This is a genomic window from Pseudomonas sp. HC1(2025) (genome assembly GCF_058742075.1).
In genome coordinates, this window is sequence record NZ_CP196017.1 from 267,312 (window position 1) to 293,409 (window position 26,098).

General features: G+C 61.3%; 23 protein-coding genes. 7 read left to right on the plus strand and 16 right to left on the minus strand.

All coding sequences use genetic code 11. The features are described 5' to 3' along the window. Positions 1-18: 18 nt before the first annotated feature. The 6 genes from ACSSVH_RS01105 to ACSSVH_RS01130 form a co-directional block, all read right to left on the minus strand. Entirely contained in the window at positions 19-1,260 is a 1,242-nt protein-coding gene (locus ACSSVH_RS01105) for an SfnB family sulfur acquisition oxidoreductase (RefSeq protein WP_492633967.1), read from the minus strand. A 185-nt stretch (positions 1,261-1,445) separates the two neighbouring features. Continuing rightward, entirely contained in the window at positions 1,446-2,222 is a 777-nt protein-coding gene (locus tag ACSSVH_RS01110; RefSeq protein ID WP_169953907.1) for a hypothetical protein, read from the minus strand. Between the two features lie 304 nt (positions 2,223-2,526). Next, positions 2,527-3,273 carry an L-cystine ABC transporter ATP-binding protein TcyN gene (gene tcyN, locus ACSSVH_RS01115; RefSeq protein WP_169953906.1) on the minus strand — a complete coding sequence of 249 codons (747 nt, stop codon included), beginning with the start codon at positions 3,271-3,273 and terminating at the stop codon, positions 2,527-2,529. A 3-nt stretch (positions 3,274-3,276) separates the two neighbouring features. Further along, positions 3,277-3,942, minus strand: a complete 666-nt coding sequence (tcyL, locus tag ACSSVH_RS01120) for a cystine ABC transporter permease (protein ID WP_169953905.1) — start codon at positions 3,940-3,942, stop codon at positions 3,277-3,279. Then, positions 3,942-4,736, minus strand: coding sequence for a cystine ABC transporter substrate-binding protein (tcyJ, locus tag ACSSVH_RS01125; RefSeq protein ID WP_169953904.1), 795 nt, complete (start codon positions 4,734-4,736; stop codon positions 3,942-3,944). The genes tcyL and tcyJ overlap by 1 nt, the downstream gene beginning before the upstream one ends. A gap of 177 nt (positions 4,737-4,913) precedes the next feature. Then, positions 4,914-5,906: a D-cysteine desulfhydrase gene (locus tag ACSSVH_RS01130; protein ID WP_492633968.1), complete on the minus strand. Its 993-nt coding sequence runs from the start codon at positions 5,904-5,906 to the stop codon at positions 4,914-4,916. A gap of 167 nt (positions 5,907-6,073) precedes the next feature. On the opposite strand from ACSSVH_RS01130, the gene epsC reads away from it, so the two are divergent. Together epsC and betT are read left to right on the plus strand one after the other, a co-directional pair. After that, complete coding sequence (gene epsC, locus ACSSVH_RS01135) at positions 6,074-7,000, plus strand: serine O-acetyltransferase EpsC (protein ID WP_170042334.1); 927 nt, start codon at positions 6,074-6,076, stop codon at positions 6,998-7,000. Positions 7,001-7,392: 392 nt separating this feature from the next. Then, on the plus strand, positions 7,393-9,354 hold the full coding sequence (gene betT / locus ACSSVH_RS01140) for a choline transporter BetT (protein WP_170042557.1): 1,962 nt from the start codon (positions 7,393-7,395) through the stop codon (positions 9,352-9,354). 114 nt (positions 9,355-9,468) lie between these two features. Here betT and tauD read toward each other — a convergent pair whose 3' ends face one another. From tauD to ACSSVH_RS01175, 7 genes are all read right to left on the minus strand, one after another. Beyond that, on the minus strand, positions 9,469-10,305 hold the full coding sequence (gene tauD, locus ACSSVH_RS01145) for a taurine dioxygenase (RefSeq protein WP_170042335.1): 837 nt from the start codon (positions 10,303-10,305) through the stop codon (positions 9,469-9,471). A gap of 12 nt (positions 10,306-10,317) precedes the next feature. After that, positions 10,318-11,145, minus strand: a complete 828-nt coding sequence (gene tauC, locus ACSSVH_RS01150; protein WP_169953900.1) for a taurine ABC transporter permease TauC — start codon at positions 11,143-11,145, stop codon at positions 10,318-10,320. Further along, entirely contained in the window at positions 11,142-11,921 is a 780-nt protein-coding gene (tauB, locus tag ACSSVH_RS01155; protein WP_432754878.1) for a taurine ABC transporter ATP-binding subunit, read from the minus strand. The genes tauC and tauB overlap by 4 nt, the downstream gene beginning before the upstream one ends. Before the next feature lie 16 nt (positions 11,922-11,937). Further along, entirely contained in the window at positions 11,938-12,915 is a 978-nt protein-coding gene (tauA, locus tag ACSSVH_RS01160) for a taurine ABC transporter substrate-binding protein (protein WP_170042337.1), read from the minus strand. A gap of 203 nt (positions 12,916-13,118) precedes the next feature. Then, complete coding sequence (gshA, locus tag ACSSVH_RS01165; RefSeq protein WP_492633969.1) at positions 13,119-14,702, minus strand: glutamate--cysteine ligase; 1,584 nt, start codon at positions 14,700-14,702, stop codon at positions 13,119-13,121. 215 nt (positions 14,703-14,917) lie between these two features. Further along, positions 14,918-15,301 carry a PaaI family thioesterase gene (locus ACSSVH_RS01170; protein WP_169953896.1) on the minus strand — a complete coding sequence of 128 codons (384 nt, stop codon included), beginning with the start codon at positions 15,299-15,301 and terminating at the stop codon, positions 14,918-14,920. After that, the gene (locus tag ACSSVH_RS01175; RefSeq protein ID WP_492633970.1) at positions 15,301-17,637 is read right to left on the minus strand and encodes a Tex family protein; all 2,337 of its coding nucleotides are present in this window, start codon (positions 17,635-17,637) and stop codon (positions 15,301-15,303) included. Before ACSSVH_RS01175 ends, ACSSVH_RS01170 begins: the two co-directional genes overlap by 1 nt. 335 nt (positions 17,638-17,972) lie before the next feature. Here ACSSVH_RS01175 and ompR point away from each other — a divergent pair, with 335 nt between their 5' ends. Further along, entirely contained in the window at positions 17,973-18,713 is a 741-nt protein-coding gene (gene ompR, locus ACSSVH_RS01180) for an osmolarity response regulator transcription factor OmpR (RefSeq protein ID WP_032856582.1), read from the plus strand. Between the two features lie 116 nt (positions 18,714-18,829). Then, positions 18,830-20,143 carry an ATP-binding protein gene (locus ACSSVH_RS01185; protein ID WP_169953894.1) on the plus strand — a complete coding sequence of 438 codons (1,314 nt, stop codon included), beginning with the start codon at positions 18,830-18,832 and terminating at the stop codon, positions 20,141-20,143. Between the two features lie 137 nt (positions 20,144-20,280). On the opposite strand, the gene rimK is transcribed toward ACSSVH_RS01185, so the two are convergent. Both rimK and rimB read right to left on the minus strand, forming a co-directional pair. Further along, a complete protein-coding gene (gene rimK, locus ACSSVH_RS01190) occupies positions 20,281-21,186 on the minus strand; it encodes a 30S ribosomal protein S6--L-glutamate ligase (protein ID WP_038445187.1) in 906 nt (301 codons plus the stop codon). Continuing rightward, the gene (rimB, locus tag ACSSVH_RS01195) at positions 21,183-21,665 is read right to left on the minus strand and encodes a retropepsin-like aspartic endopeptidase RimB (protein WP_492633971.1); all 483 of its coding nucleotides are present in this window, start codon (positions 21,663-21,665) and stop codon (positions 21,183-21,185) included. Before rimB ends, rimK begins: the two co-directional genes overlap by 4 nt. Before the next feature lie 282 nt (positions 21,666-21,947). Between rimB and ACSSVH_RS01200 the strand changes: the two genes are divergently transcribed. Continuing rightward, entirely contained in the window at positions 21,948-22,355 is a 408-nt protein-coding gene (locus ACSSVH_RS01200; protein WP_169953893.1) for a S4 domain-containing protein, read from the plus strand. A 101-nt stretch (positions 22,356-22,456) separates the two neighbouring features. Here ACSSVH_RS01200 and ACSSVH_RS01205 read toward each other — a convergent pair whose 3' ends face one another. Continuing rightward, positions 22,457-23,257, minus strand: a complete 801-nt coding sequence (locus ACSSVH_RS01205) for a phosphatase PAP2 family protein (RefSeq protein ID WP_170042340.1) — start codon at positions 23,255-23,257, stop codon at positions 22,457-22,459. Positions 23,258-23,383: 126 nt separating this feature from the next. On the opposite strand from ACSSVH_RS01205, the gene hslO reads away from it, so the two are divergent. Next, on the plus strand, positions 23,384-24,286 hold the full coding sequence (gene hslO, locus ACSSVH_RS01210; RefSeq protein WP_492633972.1) for an Hsp33 family molecular chaperone HslO: 903 nt from the start codon (positions 23,384-23,386) through the stop codon (positions 24,284-24,286). Positions 24,287-24,465: 179 nt separating this feature from the next. Further along, the gene (locus tag ACSSVH_RS01215; RefSeq protein WP_057437065.1) at positions 24,466-26,007 is read left to right on the plus strand and encodes a phosphoenolpyruvate carboxykinase; all 1,542 of its coding nucleotides are present in this window, start codon (positions 24,466-24,468) and stop codon (positions 26,005-26,007) included. The last annotated feature ends 91 nt before the right edge of the window (positions 26,008-26,098 follow it).

A 26,098-nucleotide genomic window follows, 5' to 3' on the forward strand; every position in this document is an offset into this window, starting at 1 on the left:
TCTCCAGATGTCTGGTCGTCAGATCCAGGAATGCCGGGCCGGCAATGTTCCGTTGAGGTGCCAGGCGCCCACCGCGTGATATTTCCAGCGCACCGGGTCGTGCAAGGTGTGCACCCGTGCATTGCGCCAGTGGCGGTCGAGGTTGAATTCGTCGAGGGTGGCGCGGCTGCCGGCCAGTTCGAAGAGCTTCTCGCTGACCAGCAGCGAGACTTCGGTGGTCAGCACCTTGGCTTGTGCCACGGCAATCGAGGCCCGGGCGGCGGAGTGTTCGGTGATGGGCGCGGCGCTGACTTGGTCCAGCACCTGGCCGGCCTTGCGCAGCAGGGCTTCGGCGGCATGCAGTTCGATTTTCAGCTTGCCGATGTCAGCGATCACATAGAGGTCGTCGCTGGCCCGTTCGACCTTGGCGTCGATCCACGGCCGCGAGCGTTCGCGGACAAAACTGATGGTGTCGTCGAGGGCGCCACGGGCGATACCGGCGTCGATGGCGGCCTGGATCAATTGCGAGACCGCGCCCTGGATGCCTGGGGCCTGCCCCAGGCGCCAGGTCGGCACCACCAGGTCGGCATCTACCGGCACGTTGTTCAGCAGCACGGTGCCGCTGGCGGTGGTACGTTGGCCAAAGCCCGACCAGTCATCGACGATGCGCAATCCCGGGGTGCCACGCCGTACAAAAGCCATGACCTGGCGGCCTTCGTCGTCCAGGGCCTTGACCGCGACCCAATGGGCAAACAGTGCGCCGGTGGAGTAGAACTTCTGGCCGTTGATGACAAAGCCGTCACCCTCGGCGCTGATCCGGGCCTTCACATCCAGGGTATTTTTAGTGCCGCGTTCCGGCCCGCCGTTGCCGATGCGCCAGCCGTCGAGGACGCTTTGGAACAGCTGCTTTTTCTGTTCCTGGCTGGCGGCGCCTTGCAGCACGTGGAGGATGCCGAAGTGGTTCTGCGGGATCTGCCCCAGGGCCGGGTCGACGGCGCTGATAATCGCGAACACTTCGGCCAGGGTCACAAACGACACTTGTGGGCCACCGTATTCGCGGGGGATGGAAATGCTGCCCAGGCCGCTGCGGGTGAACTGTTCGATTTCCGCCCAAGGCAGTTTGCGCTGGCGGTCACGCAGGCCGGCTTGCAGGCGGGCGGCCTGGGCAAGCTCGTGAGCGGCGGCGAGGGCTTCACTGTCGTTGCGCAGCACCTTGGCGGGCAGTAGCAGCGGGGCGATATCCAGATCGCTCTGGAGGGGCGATTGCGCCAAGTTAGACATCGGTGCGCCCCTGCGTGGCTACACGTAATGCCCTGGCGTTGTGCACCGGGGTAATTTTGACCATACCTACCTCACATCCGTGGAAAAGCTAAAAAATCAGGAATGTCCGGTGGTCCGGTGCATATACCCTAAGCGTGTTTATTTTTTAAATAAACTAACTTTTAGGAATATGCATAGAAGGTCTGTCACCCCGGCTCGCACGGTGAGCCAGGACGCCGTGGCTGGTACACCGACAAGGCCTCGGCCGGGCCTGGGGCTTTGGCCTGGGCGATGCTCACGATGCGCCCGGGCGCCCACCGCGAGTTGTTGCCCACGCGGTCGATCACGCAGTAGGTGACCTCCTGGCGCGCGTCGTCCCCCGCTTCGAGGATCAGCGTCGAAGGCACCCAAACCTGCACGGGCCGCCCCACCCCGGTGGGGTGGATGGGGGGCAGGTCCAGGCGCGCATCGCCCCAGCGCAGGGTGATTGCATCTCCGGCGGCCATGTTCAGGTAGGGCTCGATGGTCAATGGCACGCCCCGGCGGATCTGGCTGGGGTTGACGCCATGGCGGCGGATGGTTTCAGGCAGGCCCACAGGGGCCAGGTTCTGGTTTTCTGCGCCACACAGCACCGATGGCGGGCCGCCCGGGCAGGCGGTCTTGACCTGCACCCGGGTAATCATCGAGCGCGCCGGGCCGCGCCCCACTTGCATGACCCGGTAGTGAATCCGTGCGGCACCATTTTGCACAAAGCTTTCCGGTACCCGCAGGCTGCTGGGCTGGCCGATATCGGCGGCGCTCACGCGCTTGGAGGCGGCAAAGCAGTTGTTCCAGAACAGCTCGATCAAGTCGCCCTTGCCCATGTCCGGGTAGGGGGCGATATCGACCTGCAAATAGGTGGCGGCCTGCGCGTTGATACCTTGTTTGAGAGCCTGGGGCACTGTCGGCGCGGCGAGCATGGCCAGGGGGGGAATGTGCTTCATAAATAATCTCCTTGATGCAGCCAGCAGCGATCGTTCCGAACCTCAGGCATGGGGTTCGAAAGGAACGTGTTTTTGAAAAGCCAGGATAGGATCCAATCCAGTGGGCCCTAGATAAGAGGGTTGGCCAGGGGGCGTCAATGGAGGCAAAAGGCTAAACGGCGGGTTGGGGATTATTCAGAAGGGTCTTACTGATGGCTGCTATTAAAGGGGGCGTTGATAGGCGCTTTGCCCAATGATTACGGGGACTTTTCCGAAAGGGAGGATACATGTGGGAGCCGGCAAGCCGGCTCCTACAAGGGCAGGGTCAGTGGGTGAGGAATTTGCTGAGGAACTGCCGGGTGCGTTCTTCTTTGGGGTTGGCAAACAACGCCTTGGCGTCGCCTTGCTCGACGATGACGCCCTTGTCGAAAAAGACCACGCGGTTGGCCACGTCCCGGGCAAAACTCATTTCGTGGGTGACGATGACCATGGTGCGGTTCTCTTCGGCAAGGCTGCGGATGGTCGCCAGTACTTCGCCCACCAGCTCCGGGTCGAGGGCCGAGGTCGGCTCATCGAACAGGATCACTTCCGGCTCCATCGCCAAGGCCCGGGCAATGGCCACCCGTTGCTGCTGGCCACCGGACAGGCGCCGGGGGTAAGCATCTTCCTTGCCTGCCAGGCCGACCTTGGCCAGCAGGGCCCGCCCGAGACGGTCGGCGGCGTCGCGCGGCATCTTCTTGACCACCAGCGGGCCTTCGATGACGTTTTCCAGGGCGGTGCGATGGGGGAACAGGTTGAAGTTCTGGAACACAAAGCCCACATGCTGGCGCAGGCGCCGCACCAGGGCCTGTTGCTGGTTGAGCGGACGGCTGCCGTCGATCTCGATGTCGCCGACCTTGATCCGGCCGCTGGTGGGTTCTTCGAGGAAGTTCAGGCAGCGCAGGAAGGTGGTCTTGCCGGAGCCGCTGGGGCCAATGATGGCGACAACTTCGCCTTCCTTGACCTCCAGGTCGATCCCATTGAGCACCACCTGACCCTTGAATTGTTTGGTCAGTTTTTCAACCACGATCATGCTTCAAGACTCCAGGTCATGCCGGTTGACCCGGTCTTCCAGGCGGTTCTGAAAATGCGCCAGGATGCTTGCCAGGACCCAGTAGACCAGGGCCGCAGACAGGTACATGGTGAAAATTTCGAAGGTGCGCGCCGATACCAATTGGGCCTGGCGGAACAGCTCGGGCACCTGGATGGTGGCGGCCAGCGCCGTGTCCTTGACCAGCGAAATAAAACTATTGCCCAAGGGCGGCAGGGCCGTGCGCATCGCCTGCGGCAGGATGGCCCGGCGCAGGGTCTGCGCGCGGGTCATGCCGATACTGGCGGCAGCTTCCCACTGGCCACGCTCGATGGAGCCGATGGCCGCGCGCAGGATTTCACAGGCGTAGGCGGCCATGTTCAGCGAGAAGCCGATCATCGCCGCCGGGATCGGGTCCAGCTCGATACCCACTTGCGGCAAGCCGTAGTAGATCAAAAACAGCTGCACCAGCAACGGCGTGCCGCGAAAGAACGAGACATAGACCCTGGCCGTCCAGCTCAAAAGCTTGAAGCGCGACAGGCGCATCAAGGCCAGGCCGAAGCCTAGCAGCAAGCCGAAAAACATCCCGCCGAGGCTGAGGATCACCGTGTAATACGCGCCCTTGAGCAAAAAGGGCGCGGAGTCGAGCGCGAGTTGGAAACCTGCTTCCATTATTGAGTGACGTCAGCGTTGAAGTATTTCTCGGACAGCTTCTTCAAAGTGCCGTCGGCGCGCAGTTTATCGAGAGCCTGGTTGACCGCCTCAAGCAGCTCAGGCTCGCCTTTGCGCAGGGCAATCCCTGATTCCTGGCGGGAGAAGGCGTCACCGGCAGCGGCGGTGTCCTTGGCTTTTTTCGCATATTCCAGGGCCGCCAGGCGGTCGATCAGAATCGCGTCGATACGGCCGATGCGCAGGTCCTGGAACTTGGTCGGGTCGTCGTTATAGGTCTTGATGATGGCTTTGGGTTGGTTGTCCTTGAGCCATTGTTCGTAGTTGGTGCCAAGGCCCACCCCGACTTTCTTGCCGGCCAGATCGTCGGCGGTCTTGATGGTGTCGACGTTTTTCGCCAGGGTCAGCGCCTGGATCCCAGAGACGGTGTAGGGCTTGGAGAAATCGTATTTTTTCTTGCGCTCTTCGGAGATCGTCACCTGGTTGACCACCGCGTCGAGGCGCTTGGATTCCAGGGCTGCGAGGATGCCGTCCCACGGGGTGGCCTGCAGCTTGACCTTGACGCCCAGCTCCTTGGCCAGGGCTTCGGACAGCTCGACTTCAAAGCCGCTGAGCTTGCCGTCTTCATCGACGAAGCTGAACGGCGGGTAGGTGCCTTCCAGGCCGATCTTGATCTCGCCGGCCTTCTTGATATTGCCCAGCTGTTCGCCGGCAACCGCCTGGCCCAACAACCCGGCGCCAAGGGCCAGGCCCAAAGTGCCAACCAGCAACGTACGACGCAATACAGAAATAGTCATGACAAGCCCCTGTGCTTTTTATGGTGTGCGAAGCAGGTGACGCAGTGGTCGTATCCTGCCCTAAAAACGCGGTGTGTGGGAGCGCGACTATAGGGCGAGTTTTAAAGCGTTAAAAATAATATAAATTAAGTTTTATATTCCATTTTTGCATATCAGGTGCAGATTCAATGTGTCCAGTCAGAACACTGAATCATAGGCAAACAACGCCGGCGCCCCCCCGGTGTGCAGGAAGATGATCGGGCCTTCCCCGAACGCGCCGCGACCGATGCCGTCGAGCAACCCGGCCATGGCCTTGCCGGTGTAGACCGGGTCCAGCAACAGGCCTTCCTGACTCGCCAGCAGCTTGATTGCCGCCAGGGTGCCGGCGTTGGGTTCGCCATAGCGCGGGGCGAAGTATTCATCCCACAAAATCACTTTGAACGCGTCGGGTACCGCCACCCCCAGCAATTGCGCCGTGCGTTCGGCCAGGCCTTGGACCTTGGGCCGTTGCGCCTCGTCGGTGCGCGACACGGTGACGCCAATCACCGGCAAGTCCGGCAGCACTTCGCTCAACGCCAGGGCCAGGCCGCTGTGGGTGCCGGCGCTGCCCGAGGCCAGGACCACCGCCGCAAACTGCAGGCCGCTGTCCTGGATCTGCCCGGCCAATTCCAGCCCGGCCCGCACATAGCCCAGGGCACCCAGGGCGTTGGAGCCGCCGATTGGCACCAGATAGGGGGTCTTGCCGTTGCTGCGCAGGCGTTCGGCCAGGGCGTGGAGTTGCTCGTCGGCGTTGTCAAGGTTTTCGACCAGTTCGACCTTGGCGTCGAACAACTCGACCAACAAGCGGTTGCCGTTGCCCAGGTAGTTGGGGTCGTCGGTGCCCGTGGGGTTTTCCAGCAGGGCGACACAGCCCAGGCCCAGCTTGGCGGCGAGGGCTGCGGTCTGGCGCACATGGTTGGACTGGATAGCGCCGGCGGTGATCAGCGTATCGGCGCCCTGGGCCAAGGCATCGGCGGCGAGGTATTCGAGCTTGCGCAGTTTGTTGCCGCCCATGGCCAGCGGCGTGGTGTCGTCGCGCTTGACGTAGATATCACGGCCCAGCCAGGTCGACAGTCGTTCGAGTTTTTCCAGGGCGGTGGCGCCACCCAGTAGTTCCAGACGGTTAAAACGCTCGAGCTGTTGTTTGATCATGGTTACGCACGGGTAATAGAAGATGGGAGGGACTATAGGCAGGGCTTTTTGCGCGGGCAACCGCCAGTTGCTTATGCCAGAACGTTATGAGCATCGCACCATTGGTTATTAAGAGCGGCCCGGTTGCATACCGTAAAGTGATGGCCATTACCTCAGGAGGGATTACCGTGAGCGAGCGTTCCAGTCATTGGCAATTACAGACCATCGTCAGCCAGTTGCGCGGCGCCCGGGATCAGTGGCGTACGCGCAACGGCCGGGTCAGCGGCGAGCAGGGCGGTCGCGAGTTACCTTCCCGTGATGCGATGGCGCAGATTCTTGAAGCGCTGTGCGGCGCACTGTTCCCCATGCGCCTGGGGCCGGTGGATTTGCGCGAGGAGAGTGAGGATTTCTACGTCGGCCATACCCTCGATGTGGCGCTCAATGCCCTGCTCGCCCAGGCACGCCTGGAGTTGCGCTATGCCGCACGCCAGGGCGGCCGGGCCGATAATGAAGTCGATGCATTGGCCATTCGCCTGATCCAGGATTTTGCCCTGGCCTTGCCGGCGCTGCGCAGCCTGTTGGACACCGATGTGCTGGCGGCCTATCACGGCGACCCGGCCGCGCGCAGTGTGGATGAGGTGTTGCTGTGCTATCCGGGGATCCTCGCGGTGATCCACCATCGCCTGGCCCACCATTTGTATCGCGCCGGGCTGCCTTTGCTCGCGCGGATCAGCGCGGAAATCGCCCATTCGGCCACCGGCATCGATATTCACCCCGGCGCGCAGATCGGCCCGAGTTTCTTTATCGACCACGGCACGGGTGTGGTGATTGGCGAGACGGCGATCATTGGTGAGCGGGTGCGCATTTATCAAGCGGTGACCCTGGGCGCCAAGCGTTTCCCGGCGGATGAGGACGGGCAGTTGCAGAAGGGCCATCCACGGCACCCGATTGTCGAGGACGATGTGGTGATTTACGCCGGGGCGACGATCCTGGGGCGGATCACCATCGGCCAGGGCTCGACCATTGGCGGCAACGTGTGGCTGACGCGCAGCGTGCCGGCGGGGGCGAACATCACGCAGGCGAATTTGCAGCATGATGATGGGACGCAGAAGTAGTGACGACCTAATGTGGGAGCGGGCTTGCCCGCGATGGCGGTAGGCCAGTCAAATACCTCTAACCTGACACTCCGCTATCGCGGGCAAGCCCGCTCCCACAGGGGATAGCACTTCAATTTAGGTAAGCAATCGCTGAACGTTTTGCCTCTCCCGTCCGTCATACCCTTCCTTGAGCTAGTGTAGGAATTACCTACCACTCAGCCCTGCGATTAGTCCCAGACCGCCTATCCATGTTTAACTTGAACGTTCGTTCAAGTTAAACCGGTGGTTCGCTGCCCGCTCACAACAGGAGGCTTACCTTTGCTGAGTCCGTTTTATACAGCCACATCCCACACCCTCGAGGTGCACGGTTCATGAGTGCATCGTCTGTCCCTCCAAGCGGCCTGGTGCGCATGAATGCGCCGGTGTTTTACTTCGCCGCCAGCTTCATCCTGCTGTTTGGTGTCACCGTAATCGCGATCCCCGAACAGGCCGGCGCCTGGTTGCTGGCCGCGCAAAACTGGGCGGCCAATACGGTCGGCTGGTACTACATGCTGGCGATGACCCTGTATCTGGTCTTCGTGGTGGTCACCGCGTTGTCTGGCTACGGCAAGATCAAACTTGGTGCCGACCACGACGAGCCCGAATTCAGTTACCTGTCCTGGGCCGGCATGCTGTTTGCCGCCGGGATCAGCATCACGCTGTTTTTCTTCTGCGTCTCGGAACCCTTGACCCACCTGGTGCAACCGCCCCAGGGCGAGGCCTTGAACGCCGACGCGGCGCGCCAGGCCATGCAGGTGCTGTTCCTGCATTGGGGCCTGCATGGCTGGGGTGTATTTGCGTTTGTCGGCATGGCCCTGGCGTACTTCGCCTACCGGCATAACCTGCCGCTGGCCTTGCGTTCGGCGCTGTATCCGCTGATCGGCAAGCGCATCAATGGCCCCATCGGCTACGCGGTGGATGGCTTCGGCATTATCGCCACGGTGTTCGGCCTGGGGGCTGACATGGGCTTTGGGGTGCTGCACCTCAACTCGGGCCTGGACTACCTGTTTGGCATCGCCCACACCCAATGGATCCAGGTCGGCCTGATCACCCTGATGATGGGCGCGGCGATCCTGGTTGCGGTGGCCGGTGTCGACAAGGGCGTGCGGGTCATGTCCGACATCAACATGCTGCTGGCCTGTGCGCTGCTGCTGTTTGTGTTGTTCGCCGGGCCCACCCAGCATTTGCTCAACACCCTGATCCAGAACATCGGTGACTACCTTGGCGCGTTGCCGAGCAAGAGTTTTGATGTGTACGCCTACGACAAGCCCAGCGACTGGCTGGGCGGTTGGACGGTGTTCTACTGGGCCTGGTGGATCGCCTGGTCGCCGTTCGTGGGCCTGTTCATCGCACGGATCTCCCGTGGTCGTACCATCCGCGAGTTCGTCTTTGGCGTGCTGCTGATCCCGCTGGGCTTCACCCTGGCGTGGATGTCGATCTTCGGCAACAGCGCGATTGACCAGGTGCTCAACCACGGCATGGTTGCCCTGGGGCAGTCGGCCATCGACGACCCGTCGATGAGCCTGTACCTGCTGCTGGAAACCTACCCGTGGAGCAAGACCGTGATCGCCGTCACGGTGTTTATCAGCTTTGTGTTCTTTGTGACCTCGGCCGACTCCGGCACCGTGGTGCTGTCGACCCTGTCGTCCAAGGGCGGCAACGCCGATGAAGACGGGCCCAAGTGGCTGCGGGTGTTCTGGGGCGCGATGACGGCGCTGGTGACCAGCGCCTTGCTGTTTGCCGGTAGCATCGACTCGCTCAAGTCCGCGGTGGTGCTGACTTCGCTGCCGTTCTCGATGATCCTGCTGTTGATGATGTGGGGGCTGCACAAGGCGTTCTACCTCGAATCCCAGAAGCAGATCGCCCAACTGCACTCCCTGGCCCCGGTGTCGGCATCACGCAAGGGCCGTGGCGGCTGGCGCCAGCGCTTGAGCCAGGCGGTGCATTTCCCTTCACGGGACGAGGTCTACCGCTTCCTCGAAACCACGGTCCGCCCGGCGATTGAAGAAGTGACCGCCGTGTTTGTCGAGAAGGGCCTGAACGTGGTCACCCAGCCCGACCCGTCCAACGACAGCGTCAGCCTGGAAATCGGCCACGGCGAAGAGCATCCGTTTGTCTACCAGGTGCAGATGCGCGGCTACTTCACGCCGTCCTTTGCCCGTGGCGGCATGGGTTCCAAAGAGATGAACAACCGTCGCTACTACCGCGCCGAAGTGCACTTGAGCGAGGGCAGCCAGGACTACGATCTGGTGGGCTACACCAAGGAGCAGATCATCAACGACATCCTCGACCAGTACGAGCGGCACTTGCAGTTCCTGCATTTGGTCCGCTGAACAAACGGTAGGAGCGAGCTTGCTCGCGAAGATCGCCAACGAAAACGCGGGGCATCTGATGCCCCGCAGCGTCTTTGGGTTTTTCGCGAGCAAGCTCGCTCCTACAAGGGTTTGTTAGAAGGGGACGTCACCCAGAATCGTCGCCCGGTGCATCACTCGCCGCTGTGGGCGGTAGTCGTCCACGGCGTAGTGCTGGGTCACGCGGTTGTCCCAGAAGGCCACGTCGTTGGCTTGCCAGCGCCAGCGGATAGTGAATTCCGGCCGGGTGGCGTGGGCGAACAGCAGCTTGAGGATGACTTCGCTTTCGGCCGGCTCCAGTTCGTTGATCCGGGTGGTGAAGCCCTCACTGACAAACAGCGATTTGCGCCCACTGACCGGGTGGGTGCGGATCACCGGGTGGGACAGTGGCGGGTTCTTTCTGCGGGCCTCCTCCCAGCGGGCCAAGTCTTCGGCGGTGTTGCCGTAACGCTCCAGAGGGAACGAGCGGGTGAAGTCATGGGTTGCCGTCAGGCCGGTCAAAAAAGCCTTCATCGGTTCTGACAACGCATCAAAGGCCGCGATACCGCTGGCCCACAGCGTGTCACCGCCAAAGGCTGGCAGCAGCTTGGCGCTGAGTACTGCGCCCAGGGCCGGGGTGGGCAGGAATGTCACGTCGGTGTGCCAGATGGCGTTGTCGCGCACGTCAGTGACGGCAGTGTCGAGCACCAGCACTTCTGGCTGCTCGGGCACGTTGGGGTAGATCGGGTGAATGTGCAGGTCACCGAAATTCGCCGCGAAGCGCGCTTGCTGCTGCGGGGTGATCGGCTGGTCGCGAAAGAACAGCACCGAATGCTGGAGCAACGCCTGCTCGATGGCGTCGCGCTGTTCGAGGTTCAGCGGCTGGCTGATATCGACGCCACTGATCTGGGCGCCCAGGGCGGTGCTTAAAGGGGTAACGGTCAGGCGGCTCATGTTGTTCTCTTCTTAGTGTGCCTGGCCATGCCACGGCACCAATTTACGCTGCAGGGCGCGCAGGCCCATTTCCATGGCAAAGGCGATCAGCGCGATCACCAGGATGCCCAGCACCACCACATCGGTCACCAGAAACTGCGCCGCCGACTGCACCATGAACCCCAGGCCGCTGGTAGCTGCGATCAACTCGGCGGCCACCAGGGTCGACCAACCCACACCCAGGCCGATGCGCACACCGGTGAGAATGTCGGGCAGGGCGCTGGGCAGAATCACATGGCGAATCAACTGCGCCCGGGTGGCGCCCAAAGACTGTGCTGCGCGCAATTTGGCCGGGTCGACCGTGCGTACGCCGGTGGCGGTGGCGATGGCAATCGGGGCGAAGATCGCCAGGTAGATCAGCAACACCTTGGACAGCTCGCCGATGCCGCACCAGATCACGATCAACGGCAGATAGGCCAGCGGCGGGATCGGCCGGTAGAACTCGATCAGCGGGTCGAGAATGCCGCGGGCGATGCGGTTGGCGCCGATGGCAATGCCGATCGGCACGGCGGTTAGCACCGCAAAGCCCAGGCCCAGGCCGATACGCCCAAGGCTGGCGCCCAGGTGCTGCCAGAGGGTGGAATCCATGTAGCCGCTGGTCGCCAGCAGCCAGCCTTTTTGCAGCACGGCAGACGGTGGCGGCAGGAACAGCGGCTCGATCAGCCCGCTGGCGGTCACGGCCCACCATAGCGCCAGCAGCGCAACCAGGGTCAGCAGGCTGATCCAGCGCGTGCTCAGGCTGCGGCGCAACGGCGGGGTGATTGGGTTGGCGGCGGTGGCCGGGATTTCATAGCTGCTCATGCGTACACCTGCCGTTGCGAGAACACTTTGCCCAGCACATGTTCGCGGGTTTCGATAAACCGTGGGTCGGACTTGATCGCGCGGGCCGGCTCGCCGGCCGCGTAACGCTGGCCGAAATCCAGGCTCAGGCGCTCGACGATTTGCCCGGGGTTGGGTGCCAGCAAAATCAGGTCAGTGGCGAGGAAGACCGCTTCTTCGATGTCGTGGGTGATCAGGAACACCGGCTTGGCCGTGCGCCGCCAGACTTGCAGCAGCAGCTCCTGCATCTGTTCGCGGGTGAAGGCATCGAGGGCGCCGAAGGGTTCGTCCATCAGCAGCACCCGTGGGTCGGCCGCCAGGGCGCGGGCCAGGCCGACGCGTTGTTTCTGCCCGCCAGACAGCTGCCAGATGCGCCGGCTGTCAAAGCCGGCCAGGTCCACCAGGGCGAGCATTTCCCGGGCGCGGACATGCCGCTGGGCCTTGGGCACGCCGGCCAGTTCCAGGCCGAAGCCGACATTGGCCAGCACATCCTGCCAGGGCAGCAAGGCATCGTCCTGGAACACCACGCCGCGCTCGGCACTCGGGCCTTGGACGGGCACGCCGTCTAGGGTGATGCGCCCGGCGCTGGGTTCGACGAAGCCGGCAATCAGGTTCAACAGCGAAGTCTTGCCACTGCCGGAAGGGCCGAGGGCCACCAGCAATTGCTGGGGGCCAAGGGTCAGGGAAATGTCCGCCAGCACGGGCGTGGTCGCGCCTGGGTACTGTGCGCTGATGCGCTCCAGCTGTAGCAAGGCCATCGCGGTGAACTCCTGATCAGTTAGTGATGAACTTGGCGCTGACGTAAGGGGCGTAGTCCGCCAGCACGGCCTCGACCTTGCCTTGTTCCTTGAGGAACGCGGCGGTGTCGGTCACGGCCTTGGTGGTCGGGGCGCCGAGCAGGGTTACTTGATCAGCGGCCAGCGGGTAGACGTTGCCTTGCAGCAGCAGCGGAATGTCGCTGGCCTTGGCGCCGGAGAGCTTCACCAGTTTGTCGACATTGCCCTTGTCGGCCAGCCAGGCTTGTGGGTCTTTACGGTATTGGGCGTAGGCATCGAGGGTGACTTTGGCGAAGGCGCTGACAATTTCCGGGTGCTTCTCGGCAAAGTCCTTACGCACGATCCAGGCATCGAAGGTCGGCGCGCCGAACTTGGCCAGTTCGCCGGAGGTGATCAGCACTTTGCCGTTTTCCTTGGCCACGCCCAGGGCCGGGTCCCAGACATAAGTGGCATCGATATCGCCACGCTTCCAGGCGGCAATGATGGCGGGCGGGGCGAGGTTGAGTACGGTGACTTTCGATGGGTCGATGTTCCAATGCTTGAGCGCGGCCAGCAGGCTGTAGTGGCCGGTTGAGACAAACGGTACGGCGATTTTCTTGCCGATCAGGTCCTGCGGGCTGTTGATCCCGGAACCGTTGCGCGCCACCAGGGCTTCGGCGCCGCCGATCTGGGTGGCGACGAGGAAGGTCTGCACCGGCACTTTGCGGGTGATGGCCGCGGTCAGCGGGCTGGAACCGAGGTAGCCGATCTGCACATCGCCGGAAGCGATGGCGGCAATGATATCGGCGCCATTGTCGAATTTGCGCCAGTCGATAGTGGCGTTTGTGGCTTTTTCATAAGCACCGTCGGCCTGGGCGACTTTGGCCGGGTCAACGGTGGTCTGATAGGCGATGGTCACGTCGGCCGCCTGGGCAAGCAGGCTGGCGCCGGCCAGGGACAGGGCCGCCAGGAGGCGTAAAGGGAAAGGTCGTAGCATGGAAAAGCTCCTCATCAGGCGGCCGCAGGTCGGCGTGTGAGGAGACTAAATGATCTAAGAATCCGAAAATAAATAACATTTTCGAATTAGCTTATGTAGGAGCGAGCTTGCTCGCGAAAAACCTTAACGATGACGCGTTCGGCTTGGATAAACGCGGCGTGCTTGAGTTTTTCGCGAGCAAGCTCGCTCCTACAAAGGGCGTGTCAGTTGCTGATCGCCAGGATGCTCGCCTGGTACGACCCGACAAACACATCAAAATCCCCCACTTCGTTCTGCTCCAGCTCCGTCTGTTGCGCCAGCGACGTACGCGCCAGCTCTTCAAAGCGTGCTTGTTCGTCCGCCGGCAACGGCTCGCTGCGGAAGTACTCGGCATGCACTTCGCTCTGACGCAGGGAGAACTGCGCGAAGCTTTCCTTGCGCTCCTGCATGGTCGCCAACACCTGGGCCGACGGGGTCAGGGAGGAGTCCTTGATCTTCGCCAACTGGGCATCCAGTGCCTGGCTGTGTTCGTTGATGCCCTGGCTCTGGTCGAGCAGCGCAGCCAGCGGTGCGATTTTTTCCAGTAGCTCGGCGGCCCATTCCTTCATTTCCACCGATTCGCCGCGACGCTGCAATTGCAGGCCCGGGCGCCGGCCTTCCTTGACCACGCTGAGGAAGTTCGACGTGGCATTGGCGCACTCGTTGTTTTCGAACAGCGGGCTGTCGTTCAGCGCGCAATACAGCAGGAACGCGTCGAGGAAGCGCGACTCCGGCAAGTCGATGCCCATCGGCAGGAACGGGTTGATGTCCAGGCAGCGCACTTCGATGTACTGGATGCCACGGGCCATCAGCGCCTGGATCGGCCGCTCGCCGGTGTAGGTCACGCGTTTGGGGCGGATGTTGGAGTAGTACTCGTTTTCGATCTGCAGGATGTTGGTGTTGAGCTGGACCCACTCACCATCCTTATGGGTGCCGACTTCGACGTAGGGCGCGTAGGGCGTTGCCACCGCTTCGCGCAGGCTGTCGGTGTAGCTGGCCAGATCGTTGTAGCAAGGGGTCAGGCCCGCCTGGGCGTTGCTCTGGTAACCCAGGTCGCTCATGCGCAGGCTGGTGGCATACGGCAGGTAAAGGGTGTCGGCATCGAACTGTTCAAGCTGATGGGAACGTCCGCGCAGGAAACCCGCATCCAGGGCCGGCGAGGCACCGAACAGGTACATCAGCAGCCAGCTGTAGCGGCGGAAGTTACGGATCAGGGCGATGTAGGCCGTGGACTGGTAGTCACGGTCGGTGCCCACGAAACCCTCGGTTTCCTTGAGCAGCGGCCACAGCTCTTCCGGCAGGGAAAAGTTGTAGTGGATCCCGGCGATGCACTGCATGGTCTTGCCGTAGCGCAGGGCCAGGCCCTTGCGATACACGTACTTGAGCTGTCCGATGTTGGAGGTGCCGTAGTAGGCAATCGGAATATCTTCCTCGGCCGGCAACGGGCACGGCATCGATGGACTCCACAGGTACTCGTTGCCGAGCTTGCTGTAGGCAAAACGATGAATCTTGTCGAGGCTGCGCAGGGTATCTGCCGGGTTGGGCAGCGCCGGCGTGATGAACTCCAGCAGCGACTCGGAATAGTCGGTGGTGATCGATTCATGGGTCAATGCCGCGCCCAGGGCCTCTGGATGCGGCGTTTGAGCCAGGCGGCCTTCGCCGGTGACACGCAGGCATTCACGCTCGATGCCGTGCAGGCAATGCTCAAGCAAAGAGAGGTGTTCGCGCTTGCCGAGCAGAGCCAGGCGGCGGTTGAGAAGTTCGCTCAAGTTGGATTCCTTCACGCGTCAGTCGCCCCAATATGGGGGTGGGCAAGACGGTCTACAAGGGTGAAGTTAAAACTGGCGTTATCGCCTGGTTTTCGAGCCGGAATAACCTGCTCTGAAAGTGCCGACTTCATTCCCTGAATTAGGCTATCGCGCAGGAAGAAAATTCCGACGCTGTTTTTGCAGCGCCGAAATTAACCCAAATTGATGACCGGGAGCTATAGGACAGCGAAGGTGCCTTGTGCTTTTGCGACGAGTCTTTCGTCCTGATACACCTCGGCCTCGACCACCAGCGTGCGCCGGCCGGGGTGGATGACCCGGGCGGTACACAGCACGTCACCGTCGGACACGGCACGGATGTAATTGATTTTGCACTCGATGGTCGCACTCTGCTGGTCGAAACCATGGGCGCTGGAACAGGCCAGCCCCATGGCAATGTCCACCAGGCTGAAAATCGCCCCGCCATGGAGCTTGCCCGCGCGGTTGCGCAGTTGCGGCTCAAGGCTCAGGGCAACCTCGGCAACGCCCTGGTCCAGGCGTTGCAGGCGGCAGCCGAGCAGTTCGCTGAAAGCGCTGTGGGTCAGGCCGGCTGGCAGCTCCATCAGCGTTTTTTCAGTTGCTTGGCGTTGGCGAACAACGAAGCCATGGCATTGTTGGCCGGGGCTGCGGTGGCGGTTTCCTTGCGCGGTGCACTGTTTTCAGAGCGGTTTTGCGACTGGCGCGGCGCTGAACCTGGGCGTGCGCCACGGGCGCCGTCGATTTTCTCGCCGGGGGTATCGCTCATACGCATCGACAGACCCACGCGTTTGCGCGGGATATCGACTTCCATGACCTTGACCTTGACCACATCCCCGGCCTTCACCGCCTCACGCGGATCCTTGATGAACTTCTCCGAAAGCGCAGAAATATGCACCAAACCGTCCTGATGCACGCCGATGTCCACAAAGGCACCGAAGTTGGTCACGTTGGTCACCACGCCTTCGAGGATCATTCCCAGTTGCAGGTCCTTGAGGTCTTCGACGCCTTCCTGGAACTCGGCGGTCTTGAACTCGGGACGCGGGTCGCGACCGGGTTTTTCCAGCTCTTGCAGGATGTCGGTGATGGTCGGCACGCCGAAGGTTTCGTCGGTGTACTTCTTTGGATCCAGGCGCTTGAGGAACCCGGCGTCACCGATCAGCGAACGGATATCGCGGTCGGTTTCAGCGGCAATGCGTTGCACCAGCGGGTAGGCTTCCGGGTGGACCGCCGAGGCGTCCAGCGGGTTGTCACCGTTCATCACGCGCAGGAAGCCGGCGGCCTGTTCGAAGGTTTTTTCGCCAAGGCGTGCGACTTTTTTCAGCGCCGCACGGGTCTTGAACGCGCCGTTTTCATCACGATGGGTGACGATATTCTGCGCCAGGGTGGAGTTGAGGCCGGAAATCCGCGCGAGCAAGGCGACCGAGGCGGTGTTGACGTCGACGCCGACCTTGTTCACACAGTCTTCCACTACTGCATCCAGGCCGCGCGCCAGTTTCAGCTGCGACACATCGTGCTGGTACTGGCCGACGCCGATGGATTTAGGGTCGATCTTCACCAGTTCGGCCAGTGGATCCTGCAGGCGGCGCGCGATGGACACTGCGCCACGGATCGACACATCGAGGTCCGGGAATTCCTTGGAGGCCAACTCCGACGCCGAGTACACCGAAGCGCCCGCTTCGGAGACCATGACCTTGGTCATTTTCATGCCTGGGTATTTTTTGATCAGCTCCAGGGCCAGCTTGTCGGTTTCTCGGCTGGCGGTGCCGTTGCCGATGGCGATCAGGTCTACCGCGTGCTTGGCGCACAGGGCGGCCAGGATGGCGATGGTCTGGTCCCACTTGTTGTGGGGTACATGCGGGTACACGGTGGCGTGGTCCAGCAGCTTGCCGGTGGCGTCGACCACGGCGACCTTGCAACCGGTGCGCAGGCCCGGGTCCAGGCCCAGGGTCGCGCGCGGGCCGGCCGGCGCGGCGAGTAGCAGGTCGTGCAGGTTGTGGGCGAATACGTTGATCGCCTCGGTCTCGGCGCCGTCGCGCAGTTCGCCCAGCAGGTCGGTTTCCAGGTGGGTGTAGAGCTTGACCTTCCAGGTCCAGCGCACGACTTCACCGAGCCATTTGTCCGCAGGACGATTCTGATTCTGGATGCCGAATTGTTGGCCGATCATGCCTTCGCACGGGTGCATGGTGCCCGGCAGTTCGTCGCCGACTTTCAGCGCGGAGCTGAGAATACCTTCGTTGCGCCCGCGGAAAATGGCGAGGGCGCGGTGGGACGGCATGCTCTTGAGCGGTTCGTCGTGCTCGAAGTAGTCGCGGAACTTGGCGCCTTCTTCCTCTTTGCCGGCAATCACGCGGGCGCTGAGAGTGGCTTCCTGTTTCAGGTAGTTACGCAGTTTTTCCAGCAGGTTGGCGTCTTCGGCGAAGCGCTCCATGAGGATGTACTTGGCGCCTTCGAGGGCCGCCTTGACGTCGGCCACGCCTTTTTCGCTATCGACAAAGCGCGCAGCTTCGGTTTCCGGGGCCAGGGACGGGTCGTTGAACAGGCCGTCTGCCAGTTCGCCGAGGCCGGCTTCCAGGGCGATCTGGCCCTTGGTGCGGCGTTTCTGCTTGTACGGCAGGTACAGGTCTTCGAGGCGGGTCTTGGTGTCGGCGAGCTTGATGTCGCGTTCGAGTTGCGGGGTCAGCTTGCCCTGCTCCTGGATGCTGGCGAGGATGCTGACACGCCGTTCGTCGAGTTCTCGCAGGTAGCGCAGGCGTTCTTCCAGATGTCGCAGCTGGATATCATCGAGGCTGCCGGTCACTTCTTTACGGTAACGGGCGATGAAGGGCACCGTGGAGCCTTCATCCAGTAGAGCGACGGCCGCTTCGACCTGTTGTGGGCGTACACCGAGTTCCTCGGCGATGCGGCTGTTGATGCTGTCCATAAAACCACCTGAAATTCTTGAAAGCAGTGTGCAGGCCCGCAAAACAAGGCCCTGCGCGGCTGGTTGAGCGGCCCGACTGGCGCCGCTGCCTGGGTCAAGAGGCAGCCTATTGACCCTCGAAATCGAAAAAGTCACGACTAGCAGATGAAAAAAACACCAGGCCGGCCTTGGTATTGCCCGGCACTGAGGCGCGGCATTATAACCAGCGATCCGTCCTTGGGGGGATTGCGCCAGGAGCAGGCGTACTGGTGGTTGGAGAAAAATCTGCTAACAATGCGTACCGTGCGTATAACGGCAGCTAAGCCATAATGCGCGCCAGATAAGAGGAGCATCCAATGAGCAGCACTGCACAAACTGCTGAAGGCGAAAAAATTCTCATCGTTGATGACGATCCGGGGCTGAGCAGCCTGCTGGAGCGGTTCTTCACCTCCAAGGGCTACCGTGCCCGCGCGGTGCCGAACACCGAGCAGATGGACCGCCTGCTGGGGCGCGAGGTCTTCAACCTGGTCGTACTCGACCTGATGTTGCCCGGTGAAGACGGCCTGACCGCCTGCAAGCGCCTGCGCAGCACCAACAACCAGATTCCGATCATCATGCTGACCGCCAAGGGCGATGAACTGAGCCGGATCAAAGGCCTGGAACTGGGCGCCGACGATTACCTGGCCAAGCCGTTCAACCCCGACGAGCTGATGGCGCGGGTCAAGGCTGTATTGCGTCGCCAGGCGGCTCCGGTTCCGGGCGCTCCAGGCAGCGAAGACGAAAGCGTGACCTTTGGTGACTACGAGCTGTCGCTGGCCACCCGTGAGCTCAAGCGTGGCGAAGAAGTCCACATGCTCACCACGGGCGAATTCGCGGTACTCAAGGCGCTGGTGATGAACGCTCGCCAACCGCTGACCCGTGACAAGCTGATGAACCTGGCCCGTGGTCGTGAATGGGACGCCCTGGAGCGCTCCATCGATGTGCAGATTTCCCGTCTGCGCCGGATGATCGAGCCGGACCCGTCCAAGCCGCGTTATATCCAGACAGTGTGGGGCGTGGGTTACGTGTTTGTGCCGGATGGCACGGCAACCAAGTAACCGATGATTTGCACATGCGGGTATTCCGGAGTTCGATCCCAGCGGGTCGGCCGGATGCCCGGCGTCTGCAATTCTGCGAGCGTGGCTCGCTCTTGCCAGGTGTCTAGCTGTCTTCTATGAAAACCCCGCTGTGGTTCCCGCAAAGTTTCTTCTCCCGCACCCTTTGGCTGGTGCTGATCGTCGTGCTGTTTTCCAAGGCGCTGACCCTCGTTTACCTGCTGATGAACGAAGACGTGTTGGTAGACCGCCAGTACAGTCACGGTGTTGCGCTGACGTTGCGTGCCTACTGGGCTGCCGACCCGGAGAATCGTGAAAAAATCGCCAAGGCGGCAACCTTGACTCGCGTGGTGGGTGCGGGCGTGCCGGAGGGCGAACAGCATTGGCCCTACAGCGAGATCTACCAGCGCCAGATGCAGGCCGAATTGGGCGAAGACACTGAGGTGCGGCTGCGCATGCATGTTTCACCAGCCTTGTGGGTGCGAGCCCCGAGCCTGGGGGATGGATGGCTGAAAGTGCCGTTGTATCCCCACCCGCTGCGGGGTCAGAAGATCTGGAACGTGCTCGGTTGGTTCCTGGCCATTGGCTTGCTTTCCACTGCGTCGGCCTGGATCTTCGTGCGTCAGCTCAACCAGCCACTCAAGCGCCTGGTATTTGCGGCCAGGCAATTGGGGCAGGGTCGCAGCGTGCGCCTGCCGATCAGCGACACTCCCAGCGAAATGACCGAGGTCTACAGCGCGTTCAACCAGATGGCCGAGGATGTCGAACAGGCCGGTCGTGAGCGTGAGCTGATGCTGGCCGGGGTTTCACACGACCTGCGCACGCCGCTGACACGCTTGCGCCTGTCCCTGGAGTTGATGGGCAACCATACCGACCTGACCGATGACATGGTCCGTGATATCGAAGACATGGATGCGATTCTCGACCAGTTCCTGGCGTTTATCCGCGATGGTCGTGACGAGGTGGTGGAAGAGGTGGACCTGACCGATCTGGTCCGCGAGGTCGTGGCGCCCTACAACCAGAATGGCGAGCAGGTGCACATGCGCCTGGAGCCGATCCAGCCCTTTGCGTTGCGCCGGGTCTCGATGAAGCGCCTGCTGAACAACCTGATCGGCAACGCCTTGCATCACGCGGGCACCGAGGTGGAAGTCGCCGCCTATGTGTCGGGTGACACCAATGCGCCTTATGTGGTGCTGAGTGTCATGGACCGTGGCGCCGGGATCGATCCGGCAGAGCTGGAAGGCATTTTCAACCCCTTTACCCGCGGTGATCGTGCCCGTGGTGGCAAAGGCACCGGCCTGGGCCTGGCGATTGTGCGGCGGATTGCTTCGATGCATGGTGGCAATGTCGAACTGCGTAACCGTGCCGATGGCGGGTTGGAAGCGCGAGTGCGCTTGCCATTGGGGCTGATGCTGCCAAGAGATGCGGTCTAAGCCACGACGAAAATCAAATGTGGGAAATGGCTTGCCTGCGAGAAGATGTAACAGTCGACATTGATGTTGAATGTTAGTCAGTCATCGCAGGCAAGCCAGCTCCCACACTGGTTTGTGCTGCCCTATAAGGGAGTATTTCAGCCCTTGCCTTTGGTACGGGTCATGTTCGGCCCGCTGTTCTTCTCCAGATGCTGAATGATGATCCCCGCCACATCCTTGTTGGTGGTGGTTTCAATCCCTTCCAGGCCCGGTGAAGAGTTCACTTCCATCACCAGTGGCCCGTGGTTCGAGCGCAGGATATCCACGCCCGCCACACTCAAGCCCATGACCTTGGCTGCACGCAGGGCGGTCATGCGTTCTTCCGGAGTAATCTTGATCAGGCTGGCGCTGCCGCCTCGGTGCAGGTTGGAGCGAAATTCTCCCGGCTTGGCCTGGCGTTTCATCGCCGCAATCACCTTGTCCCCCACCACGAAGCAGCGGATATCGGCACCGCCGGCCTCCTTGATGTACTCCTGGACCATGATGTTCTGCTTCAGGCCCATGAACGCCTCGATCACCGACTCTGCCGCCGTGGCGGTTTCACACAGCACCACGCCAATGCCCTGGGTGCCTTCCAGTACTTTGATCACCAATGGGGCACCGTTGACCATCTCGATCAGGTCGGGAATGTCATCGGGGGAATGGGCAAAGCCAGTCACTGGCAAGCCGATGCCCCGGCGCGAGAGCAATTGCAGGGAGCGCAGCTTGTCCCGGGAACGGGCAATGGCCACCGATTCGTTGAGTGGAAACACCCCCATCATTTCAAACTGGCGCAGTACCGCGCAGCCGTAGAAGGTCACCGAGGCACCGATACGCGGGATCACCGCGTCGAAGCCTTCCAGTGGTTTGCCCCGGTAGTGGATCTGCGGCTTATGACTGGCAATGTTCATATAGGCGCGCAACGTATCGATCACCACCATCTCATGGCCCCGTTCGGTGCCGGCCTCGACCAGACGACGGGTGGAATACAGACGCGGGTTACGCGACAGCACAGCGATCTTCATGCAACACCTGTGGCAGCAATAGTAGAGACCGGGAACACCGGCTTGTCTTGAACGTACTTGAGCCCCGGGTTGACCACCAACTGGCCGTCGATCAGGGCTTTGGAACCTAGCAACAGGCGGTAACGCATGGTCTTGCGGCAAGCCAGGGTAAACTCCACCCGCCATACCCGATCACCCAGGGCCAGGGTGGTGCTGATGACGTAGCGCACCTGCGCCTGGCCGTTGGAGCTTTTAATGGTTTTCATCGCCACCAGCGGCGCTTCGCAGCGCCGGTGACGCAGCTGCACCACGCTGCCCAGGTGGGCGGTGAAACGCACCCACCTTTCACCGTCACGCTCAAAAGGCTCGATCTCGGTGGCATGCAGGCTGGAGGTACTGGCCCCGGTGTCGATCTTCGCGCGCAGGCCCGCCACTCCCAGATCGGGCAGTGCCACCCATTCACGCAGACCGACAACGGTCAAATGGTCAAATGTCTTCAATATGAACAACCGGCAATCAGAAATGTTTCGACGTCACACGACACTAGCGTCCAACTGCTCACAGATTGTGACAACCCAGGAACGTTGACGAGCGCTTGGCGCCGAATTCGCGGTATTCACGCAGAATATTCACCAAATGGCGACAGATATCTTCACGCCACAAAAAACCACGGCTGAGGGGAAACTGCCTGACAGCTGGCGTATCTTAGGTGAGCCTTGGCGTTTGTGCGTCGAAGGGCTTCGACTGTTAAGTTGCGACATTTTTCAGAGCGAGGAATTCAAGTGGCTCAAAAGCAGGAAGAGGACGAAAAAGTCCGTTTGGACAAGTGGCTGTGGGCTGCACGTTTCTACAAGACCCGGGCCTTGGCCAAGGCCGCCATCGAGAGCGGCAAGGTGCATTGCCGTGGCGAGCGCTGCAAGCCAGGCAAGGAGCCGCGTGTGGGTGATGAGTTGCAGATCCGCGTCGGGTTTGATGAAAAAACGGTGTTGGTCGAGGCGCTTTCCGTCGTTCGCCGTGGCGCACCCGAAGCCCAGGCACTGTACACCGAGACACCTGCCAGTATTGCCAAGCGCGAGAATGCGGCGGCCATGCGCAAGGCCGGAGCCTTGGGCATGAGCACCGATGGCAAGCCCAGCAAGAAACAGCGCCGCGACCTGTTCAAGTTTCGCGGCAGCGGCAATGACGACTGAATATCGGTTATCTGCTGTAGGAACTGGCTTGCCAGCAATGGCGGTTGCAACAGTTGCAGTGCCGTCGAGGGCCTCTTCGCCGGCAAGCCGGCTCCTACAGGTCAGGCGTTGCGGATCACGCTCAAGCGATTGATCACAGGTACTCGTTGCAACAACCCGAATAACGGTGCGGTCACGCGCAGCAGCCAACCCGACACCTTCGCCGCAAACGGCGTGTAATAACCCCAGCCCAGTGCCAACAACGCCAGCAGCACACCGCCGATATAGTCGTCCTGCCCCCAGTGCGCACCCGCCACCAGGCGCGGCATCATGAACAGCAGCGCCAGGGCCCAGATCAGCACAACCTGGCCAACGCGCTTGGCAAACACGCTCATGAACATCCCCCAGATCAGCAGCACCGAAGCATGATCACCGGGGAAGCTCTGGCTGGAGCGATCCTTCAATTCCCAGGTTTTTTCCAGGTCAGGGAAGTAATCGCTCATGTGGATCGCCCCGCTGATCACCATTGACGGGCTGTTGTGCTGCCAGCCCATCTGCGCCGCGAGCTTGGAAAACAGCATGCGGATAAACAGCAGCAACAGCAGAATCGCGAGGAAGCCGAAAAACGCCTGGCGCACTTCAATCGCCTTGAATACCCATTCGCCGCGAATCAGCAGCATCAGCAGAATCACCCCGACCACCGCATCAAAGGGGCGCAGGCTGGCGATCGCCCATACATGCAGCCAGGCCGGGTTGCTGGCCAGCGGGTCGTTGAGCAGATGAAACAGCCATTCGTCGAATATCACGCAAAGCATCTGGCCCGCGGGCCATAGCCAAAAACACAGCAGCCCCAGAGCGAGTAAATTGCACAGGGCCAATCGCCCGAGGTTCCACTTGGCTTGGAACAAACCCGGATTGTTCATAAACTGTTTCCTCTTCGCTCTAAACTCTCTTCACCTATCAGAAGAAAATCGCACCAAATTGGTGCTAAAGCGCATAATTTTAGAAACATTGTCATCACTTTGTCATCAATTCAGATACCCAGACCTATGACTGATCTACCGGATACCGACTTCACCCAACGTTTCCTCTTTGACGACAACGACGCGCGTGGCGAACTGGTTGCCCTGGAGCGCAGCTATGCCGAAGTCCTTGCCAAGCACCCCTATCCGGAGCCGGTCGCGCAGTTGCTCGGCGAACTGATGGCCGCCGCGTCGCTGCTGGTGGGCACCATGAAGTTCGATGGCTTGCTGATTCTCCAGGCCCGTTCCGAAGGCCCGGTGCCCATGCTGATGATCGAGTGCTCCAGCAACCGCGAAATCCGTGGCCTGGCCCGGTATGACGCAGACCGGATCCCGGCGCACGCGACCCTGGCCGACCTGATGCCCGACGGCGTGCTGGCGTTGACCATCGACCCGACCGTTGGCCAGCGTTACCAGGGCATTGTCGACCTGGACGGTGAAACCCTCTCCGACTGCTTCACCAACTATTTCGTCATGTCCCAGCAAGTGGGCACCCGCTTCTGGCTCAACGCGGACGGCAAGCGTGCCCGTGGCCTGCTGTTGCAACAGCTGCCGGCGGACCGTATCAAGGATGAGGATGAGCGCGAAGAGAGCTGGCGCGGTCTGACCGCCCTGGCCGGTACCCTGACCGCTGAAGAGCTGCTGGGCCTGGACAACGAAACCATCCTGCACCGCCTTTACCACGAAGAAGAAGTGCGCCTGTTCGATGCGCAATCGTTGCGTTTCCACTGCAGCTGTTCCCGCGAGCGTTCGGGCAATGCCCTGGTGAGCCTGGGCCTGGAAGATGCGCAAAACCTGGCGGTGGAGCACGGCGGCAGAATCGAGATCGATTGCCAGTTCTGCAACCAGCGCTACCTGTTCGACGCTGCCGATATCGGCCAATTGTTCGCTGGCGCTGGCGTTGACACCCCTTCGGGCACCCACCACTAAAACGTTTAAGCACAGGTAAATCACCTGACAAACGCCGGATTAGAGGTGTTCTGACGGGAGGGCCCTACTCTTTTTGGGCTTTTCTGGCATAATCCGGCCCACTTTTTTCGCGGTAGTAGTGCGCAACTTTCTACTACAAAACGTTTGGAGCACTCGGCCATAGGCCGACGGGGAACCTCATGACGCAAGCCAATAACGCCGTATACACCGATCTGAGTGTTGACGATCTGGTCAAAGAAGCCCTGCAGCGCGGTGAAGGCGTGCTTGCCGATACTGGCGCGCTGGTCGTAGAAACCGGTCACCGTACCGGTCGTTCGCCGGTCGATCGTTTCATCGTTGAAGAGCCGTCCACCCAGGCTGCCATCGCCTGGGGCCCGATCAACCGCAAGTTCCCGGCCGACAAGTTCGATGCCCTGTGGGCTCGCGTCGAGGCTTTCAACAACGCGCAAGAGCATTTCGTTTCCCACGTGCATGTAGGTTCTGCCGAAGAGCATTACCTGGCCGTGAAAATGACCACCCAGACTGCCTGGCAGAACCTGTTCGGTCGTTGCCTGTTCATCAACCCGGCCCAGTACAACCCGGCCGGGCGTGAAGAGTGGCAAGTGCTCAACGTTGCCAACTTTGAATGCGTCCCTGAGCGTGACGGCACCAACTCCGATGGTTGCGTGATCCTCAACTTCGCCCAGAAAAAAGTCCTGATTGCTGGCATGCGTTACGCCGGCGAGATGAAAAAAGCCATGTTCTCGGTGCAGAACTTCCTGCTGCCGGCCGCTGACGTGCTGCCAATGCACTGCGCTGCCAACATCGGCGAAGAAGGCGATGTGACCTTGTTCTTCGGTCTGTCGGGCACTGGCAAGACCACCCTGTCCGCCGACGAAAGCCGTTACCTGATCGGTGACGACGAACACGGCTGGGGCGAGGGCGTGGTGTTCAATATCGAAGGCGGTTGCTATGCCAAGTGCATCGACCTGTCCGAGAAAAACGAGCCGGTCATCTGGAAAGCCATCAAGCACGGCGCCGTCCTGGAAAACGTGGTGATCGACGATGCCAAGCACGCCGATTACACCAATGTCAGCCTGACCCAGAACAGCCGTGCGGCCTACCCGCTGGAGCACGTTGCCAAGCGTTCCGAGAAGAACCTGGGCGGCGAGCCAAACGCAGTGATCTTCCTGACCTGCGACCTGACTGGCGTGCTGCCACCGGTGTCGATCCTCAACGAAGAACAGGCGGCCTACCACTTCCTGTCCGGCTACACCGCATTGGTGGGCTCGACTGAAATGGGTTCGGGCAGCGGCATCAAGTCGACCTTCTCCACCTGCTTCGGCGCGCCGTTCTTCCCGCGCCCGGCTGGCGAATACGCAGAGCTGCTGATCAAGCGCATCCGTGGCTTCGGCTCCAAGGTCTACCTGGTCAACACCGGCTGGACCGGCGGCGGCTACGGTGTTGGCAAACGCTTCAACATCCCGACCACCCGTGCGGTGATCGCCGCGATCCAGAGCGGCGCGTTGATCGGTGCGCAAACCGAGCACCTGGACACCATCAACCTCGACGTGCCACTGGCCGTACCGGGCGTTGAGACCGGCCTGTTGAACCCACGCAACACCTGGGCTGACAAGGCTGCCTACGACGAAGCAGCCAAGGCCCTGGCCGGCCTGTTCGTCGAGAACTTCAAGAAGTTTGAAGTCAGCGACGCGATCAAGGCAGCGGGTCCGAAGTTGTAAGATTCGGTAGCTGTTAAAAAGCCGCCCCTAGTGGGCGGCTTTTTTGTGCGCGAAACAGTTTTGTAGGAACCCGGCTTGCGGGCGAAGAGCC

Coding starts and splice junctions, on each gene's coding strand:
- ACSSVH_RS01175 (WP_492633970.1), bottom strand. CDS start 17,637: ATGGACAGCATCAACAGCCGCATCGCCGAGGAACTCGGTGTACGCCCA.
- tauA (WP_170042337.1), bottom strand. CDS start 12,915: ATGCTACGACCTTTCCCTTTACGCCTCCTGGCGGCCCTGTCCCTGGCC.
- tcyL (WP_169953905.1), bottom strand. CDS start 3,942: ATGGAAGCAGGTTTCCAACTCGCGCTCGACTCCGCGCCCTTTTTGCTC.
- ACSSVH_RS01170 (WP_169953896.1), bottom strand. CDS start 15,301: ATGGAGCTGCCAGCCGGCCTGACCCACAGCGCTTTCAGCGAACTGCTC.
- ACSSVH_RS01185 (WP_169953894.1), top strand. CDS start 18,830: ATGAAAACCCCGCTGTGGTTCCCGCAAAGTTTCTTCTCCCGCACCCTT.
- tauD (WP_170042335.1), bottom strand. CDS start 10,305: ATGAGCCGCCTGACCGTTACCCCTTTAAGCACCGCCCTGGGCGCCCAG.
- ACSSVH_RS01215 (WP_057437065.1), top strand. CDS start 24,466: ATGACGCAAGCCAATAACGCCGTATACACCGATCTGAGTGTTGACGAT.
- tcyJ (WP_169953904.1), bottom strand. CDS start 4,736: ATGACTATTTCTGTATTGCGTCGTACGTTGCTGGTTGGCACTTTGGGC.
- ACSSVH_RS01110 (WP_169953907.1), bottom strand. CDS start 2,222: ATGAAGCACATTCCCCCCCTGGCCATGCTCGCCGCGCCGACAGTGCCC.
- hslO (WP_492633972.1), top strand. CDS start 23,384: ATGACTGATCTACCGGATACCGACTTCACCCAACGTTTCCTCTTTGAC.
- rimK (WP_038445187.1), bottom strand. CDS start 21,186: ATGAAGATCGCTGTGCTGTCGCGTAACCCGCGTCTGTATTCCACCCGT.
- tauB (WP_432754878.1), bottom strand. CDS start 11,921: ATGGCCTTGCTACAGCTGGAGCGCATCAGCGCACAGTACCCAGGCGCG.
- betT (WP_170042557.1), top strand. CDS start 7,393: ATGAATGCGCCGGTGTTTTACTTCGCCGCCAGCTTCATCCTGCTGTTT.
- tauC (WP_169953900.1), bottom strand. CDS start 11,145: ATGAGCAGCTATGAAATCCCGGCCACCGCCGCCAACCCAATCACCCCG.
- tcyN (WP_169953906.1), bottom strand. CDS start 3,273: ATGATCGTGGTTGAAAAACTGACCAAACAATTCAAGGGTCAGGTGGTG.
- ACSSVH_RS01105 (WP_492633967.1), bottom strand. CDS start 1,260: ATGTCTAACTTGGCGCAATCGCCCCTCCAGAGCGATCTGGATATCGCC.
- ompR (WP_032856582.1), top strand. CDS start 17,973: ATGAGCAGCACTGCACAAACTGCTGAAGGCGAAAAAATTCTCATCGTT.
- ACSSVH_RS01130 (WP_492633968.1), bottom strand. CDS start 5,906: ATGATCAAACAACAGCTCGAGCGTTTTAACCGTCTGGAACTACTGGGT.
- ACSSVH_RS01205 (WP_170042340.1), bottom strand. CDS start 23,257: ATGAACAATCCGGGTTTGTTCCAAGCCAAGTGGAACCTCGGGCGATTG.